Source organism: Acutalibacter sp. 1XD8-36, assembly GCF_009917525.1.
Taxonomy (GTDB): Bacteria; Bacillota; Clostridia; order Oscillospirales; family Acutalibacteraceae; genus Acutalibacter.
On sequence record NZ_QZDU01000029.1, the window covers coordinates 1 to 5,387 of the forward strand.

Below are 5,387 nucleotides of genomic sequence, written 5' to 3' on the forward strand. Positions count from 1 at the left end.
AAAAAATTTGAAAAAAGGTGTTGACAAAAGGGGATGAGTGTGGTAAGATAGTCAAGCGCTCGAGAGAGCGGGGCAAAAACCCCGAGAGAGAGCGAAGGGGAAAGGCGAAGCGAAAGCGGAGCGGGAACCCGAGAAGGACCTTGAAAATTAAACAACGACAAGAAAGAACGACCCGTGAATTCTGAGAGTTGAGACTCTTGGAAGAAGGAAACAGAACCTAAAGAAATCTGTGACAAAGCCAAGTGCTTTGAAATGAGCTAATTAAAGCTCTGAAATTGATTTGAATGCCGGAAGGTGTTTAGATACCATATTTTAGAGAGTTTGATCCTGGCTCAGGACGAACGCTGGCGGCGTGCCTAATACATGCAAGTCGAACGGAGATATACGCTGAAGATTTAGCTTGCTATTGATTCTTGTATATCTTAGTGGCGGACGGGTGAGTAACGCGTGAGCAACCTGCCTTTCAGAGGGGGATAACGTTTGGAAACGAACGCTAATACCGCATGACATTATTGAGCTGCATGGCTTGATAATCAAAGGAGCAATCCGCTGAAAGATGGGCTCGCGTCCGATTAGGTAGTTGGTGAGGTAACGGCCCACCAAGCCGACGATCGGTAGCCGGACTGAGAGGTTGGACGGCCACATTGGGACTGAGACACGGCCCAGACTCCTACGGGAGGCAGCAGTAAGGGATATTGGTCAATGGGGGAAACCCTGAACCAGCAACGCCGCGTGAGGGAAGACGGTTTTCGGATTGTAAACCTCTGTCCTCTGTGAAGATGATGACGGTAGCAGAGGAGGAAGCTCCGGCTAACTACGTGCCAGCAGCCGCGGTAATACGTAGGGAGCGAGCGTTGTCCGGATTTACTGGGTGTAAAGGGTGCGTAGGCGGCTATGCAAGTCAGTAGTGAAATCCATGGGCTTAACCCATGAACTGCTATTGAAACTGCACAGCTTGAGTGAAGTAGAGGTAGGCGGAATTCCCGGTGTAGCGGTGAAATGCGTAGAGATCGGGAGGAACACCAGTGGCGAAGGCGGCCTACTGGGCTTTAACTGACGCTGAGGCACGAAAGCGTGGGTAGCAAACAGGATTAGATACCCTGGTAGTCCACGCTGTAAACGATGATTACTAGGTGTGGGGGGACTGAACCCTTCCGTGCCGGAGTTAACACAATAAGTAATCCACCTGGGGAGTACGGCCGCAAGGCTGAAACTCAAAGGAATTGACGGGGGCCCGCACAAGCAGTGGAGTATGTGGATTAATTCGATGCAACGCGAAGAACCTTACCAGGTCTTGACATCCCGCTAACGAGGCAGAGATGCGTTAGGTGCCCTTCGGGGAAAGCGGAGACAGGTGGTGCATGGTTGTCGTCAGCTCGTGTCGTGAGATGTTGGGTTAAGTCCCGCAACGAGCGCAACCCTTACTGTTAGTTGCTACGCAAGAGCACTCTAGCAGGACCGCCGTTGACAAAACGGAGGAAGGTGGGGATGATGTCAAATCATCATGCCCCTTATGACCTGGGCCTCACACGTACTACAATGGCCATTAACAGAGGGAGGCAAAGCCGCGAGGCAGAGCAAAACCCTAAAAATGGTCCCAGTTCGGATCGCAGGCTGCAACCCGCCTGCGTGAAGTTGGAATTGCTAGTAATCGCGGATCAGCATGCCGCGGTGAATACGTTCCCGGGCCTTGTACACACCGCCCGTCACACCATGGGAGCCGGTAATGCCCGAAGTCAGTAGCCTAACCGCAAGGAGGGCGCTGCCGAAGGTAGGATTGGCGACTGGGGTGAAGTCGTAACAAGGTAGCCGTATCGGAAGGTGCGGCTGGATCACCTCCTTTCTATGGAGAACTGGCTGGGATAAAGAGCCTGGCCTAAAATCCAAGTTCAGCACAGGTCGCGAATTTGAGTCGTTGTTTAATTTTGAGGGTCCTAAGGCGAGAAAGACAGCCAGGAACCTCAGGAGAAGAAAGGGAGCACCTTTCGAAATGGGGGTGTAGCTCAGCTGGGAGAGCACCTGCTTTGCAAGCAGGGGGTCATCGGTTCGAACCCGTTCATCTCCACCAAGGGCAAGAGAGACAAACAGCCGACACTGCAAGGTAAGGTAGCCGGTCGGAGTTTGACGGTACTTTTCCGAAGGAAAAGGCGGCCGCTTCGCGGTCGAGACAAACTCGGCAAGTTAAATTTGCGGTGCAAATTTAATCTTGGGCTCATAGCTCAGCAGGTTAGAGCACACGCCTGATAAGCGTGAGGTCGGTGGTTCGAGTCCACTTGAGCCCACCATGGCCCTAAAAGGGCCACGCACAAAGTGATTTGGTGGAATATGCGAAAGCATATAGAGCCAAAGTCAAATGTACCTTGAAAACTGGATAAAGCGAAAAGACAGAAATCGAGAGTTTTATTAGATAAGTCTGAAAGACTTGTCGGGTAAAATAACAATTTCTAAAGGGTAAAAGTTTAAAAGCTTATTCAAAGCGAACTTTATGAGAACACATGGTCAAGCTACAAAGAGCGCAAGGGGAATGCCTTGGCACCAGGAGCCGAAGAAGGACGCGATTAACTGCGATAAGCTGCGGGGAGCCGTAAGTAGGCTTTGAGCCGCAGATTTCCGAATGGAGCAATCCGGCTGGAGTCATGTCCAGTCATCATACAGTGAATACATAGCTGTATGAGGGGAACCGCCTGAACTGAAACATCTAAGTAGGGCGAGGAAGAGAAATCAACCGAGATTCCGCTAGTAGTGGCGAGCGAACGCGGAAGAGGCCAAACCGGAGGTAGTAATACCTCCGGGGTTAGGACAGCGATGTGTATCATGGAGCCTAGTCGAACAGCATGGGAAGGCTGACGAAACAGTGTGAGAGTCACGTAGATGAAAGGTGAAATGAGCTAGCTGTATCCAGAGTACCGCCGGGCACGTGGAACCCGGTGGGAATATGGGGGGACCACCCTCCAAGCCTAAATACTACCTGGTGACCGATAGTGTAAAGTACTGTGAAGGAAAGGTGAAAAGTACCCCGGGAGGGGAGTGAAATAGAACCTGAAACCTTGTGCTTACAAGCACCGAGAGCCCGTCAAAGGGTGATCGGGTACCTTTTGTAGAATGGTCCGGCGAGTGAATGTAACTGGCAAGGTTAAGGGCTTAAGGCCCGGAGCCGCAGCGAGAGCGAGTCTGAATAGGGCGCATGAAGTCAGTTGTATTCGACCCGAAACCGGGTGACCTACCCATGTCCAGGTTGAAGTGGAGGTAAAACTCCATGGAGGACCGAACCGACTCCCGTTGAAATGGTAGCGGATGAGGTGTGGGTAGCGGAGAAATTCCAATCGAACCCGGAGATAGCTGGTTCTCTCCGAAATAGTTTTAGGACTAGCCTTGTATTAGATTACCGGAGGTAAAGCACTGAATGGCCTAGGGCCCGAGAGGGTACCGAAGCCTATCAAACTCTGAATGCCGGATAATTGATGTACAGGAGTCAGACAGTGGGAGATAAGTTTCATTGTCGAAAGGGAAACAGCCCAGACCCACAGCTAAGGTCCCAAAGTACACTTCAGTGGAAAAGGATGTGGGGTTGCACAGACAACCAGGATGTTGGCTCAGAAGCAGCCACTCATTAAAAGAGTGCGTAATAGCTCACTGGTCGAGTGGCCCTGCGCCGAAAATTCAACGGGGCTAAAGTGTACACCGAAGCTTGGGATGCAGCAATGCATGGTAGGAGAGCGTCGTATAAGGGGTGAAGTCAGAGCGGAAGCGCTGGTGGACTTTATACGAGTGAGAATGCCGGAATGAGTAGCGAGAAATATGTGAGAATCATATTGGCCGAAAGTCTTAGGTTTTTGGAGGAAGGTTCGTCCGCTCCAAGTTAGCCGGGAGCTAAGGTGAGGCCGAAAGGCGTAGCCGATGCACATACGGTGGAAATTCCGTAGCCGCCGAAAGATTTAAGCAAGAGGACACCCTAGAAGGGCACGACCCGGGCGATGGTAGCCCCGGGCGAAAGGGACCGAAATAAAGTAGGGAAGCGTGCTTGGAAGGGGGCGAGAAAAGTCTTGTGTATATCTAAGGCGCCCGTACCGCAAACCGACACAGGTAGACAGGAAGAGGATTCTAAGGCCAACGGGAGAAGGGTAGTTAAGGAACTCGGCAAATTGATCCCGTAACTTCGGAAGAAGGGATGCCACAGAGATGTGGCCGCAGAGAATAGGCCCAGGCGACTGTTTAGCAAAAACACAGGTCTCTGCTAAATCGAAAGATGACGTATAGGGGCTGACACCTGCCCGGTGCTGGAAGGTTAAGAGGAGATGTGAGAGCATTGAATTGAAGCCCCAGTAAACGGCGGCCGTAACTATAACGGTCCTAAGGTAGCGAAATTCCTTGTCGGGTAAGTTCCGACCCGCACGAATGGTGTAACGATCTGGGCACTGTCTCAATTACCCGCCCGGCGAAATTGTAGTACCGGTGAAGATGCCGGTTACCCGCGACAAGACGGAAAGACCCCATGGAGCTTTACTGCAGCTTAATATTGGGTTTCGATAATTTATGTACAGGATAGGTGGGAGGCAGCGAACTACGGGCGCCAGCTTGTAGGGAGCCACCCTTGGGATACCACCCTTAGATTGTTGGAATTCTAACCTGCGGCCGTGAATCCGGCCGGGGGACATTGTTAGGTGGGCAGTTTGACTGGGGCGGTCGCCTCCAAAAGAGTAACGGAGGCGCTCAAAGGTCAGCTCGGCACGGATGGAAACCGTGCTACTGAGTGTAAACGCATAAGCTGGCCTAACTGCGAGGATGACGGTCCGAGCAGTAACGAAAGTTGGAGTTAGTGATCCGGCGGTATGAGAGTGGAATTGCCGTCGCTCAACGGATAAAAGCTACCCTGGGGATAACAGGCTGATCTCCCCCAAGAGTTCACATCGACGGGGAGGTTTGGCACCTCGATGTCGGCTCGTCACATCCTGGGGCTGTATTCGGTCCCAAGGGTTCGGCTGTTCGCCGATTAAAGTGGCACGCGAGCTGGGTTCAGAACGTCGTGAGACAGTTCGGTCCCTATCTGTCGTGGGCGCAGGATATTTGAGGAGAGCTGTCCTTAGTACGAGAGGACCGGGATGGACACACCTCTGGCGCACCAGTTGTCATGCCAATGGCACGGCTGGGCAGCTATGTGTGGAACGGATAAACGCTGAAAGCATCTAAGCGTGAAGCCGCCTCCAAGATTAGATATCCCATAGCGCAAGCTAGTAAGGCCCCTTGTAGACTACAAGGTTGATAGGCTGCGTGTGTAAGCATGGTAACATGTTCAGCTTGGCAGTACTAATAGGCCGAGGGCTTGACCATATTGTTCCTTCCCTTTCTCGTCTTCTCCTTTTACGCTTTATCCAGTTTTTAGGGTACAT

General features: G+C 51.9%; 2 tRNA genes and 2 rRNA genes. All 4 read left to right on the forward strand.

What is annotated here, in order from left to right:
* Positions 1 to 309 precede the first annotated feature (309 nt).
* Positions 310 to 1,843 (forward strand): 16S ribosomal RNA (locus tag D5270_RS16170).
* 149 nt (positions 1,844 to 1,992) lie between these two features.
* A tRNA-Ala gene (locus D5270_RS16175) sits at positions 1,993 to 2,068 on the forward strand.
* 140 nt (positions 2,069 to 2,208) lie between these two features.
* Positions 2,209 to 2,285: transfer RNA gene (locus tag D5270_RS16180), tRNA-Ile, on the forward strand.
* A gap of 212 nt (positions 2,286 to 2,497) precedes the next feature.
* Positions 2,498 to 5,328 (forward strand): 23S ribosomal RNA (locus D5270_RS16185).
* The 16S and 23S rRNA genes sit together here with 2 tRNA genes alongside, the layout of an rRNA operon.
* Positions 5,329 to 5,387: the final 59 nt, after the last annotated feature.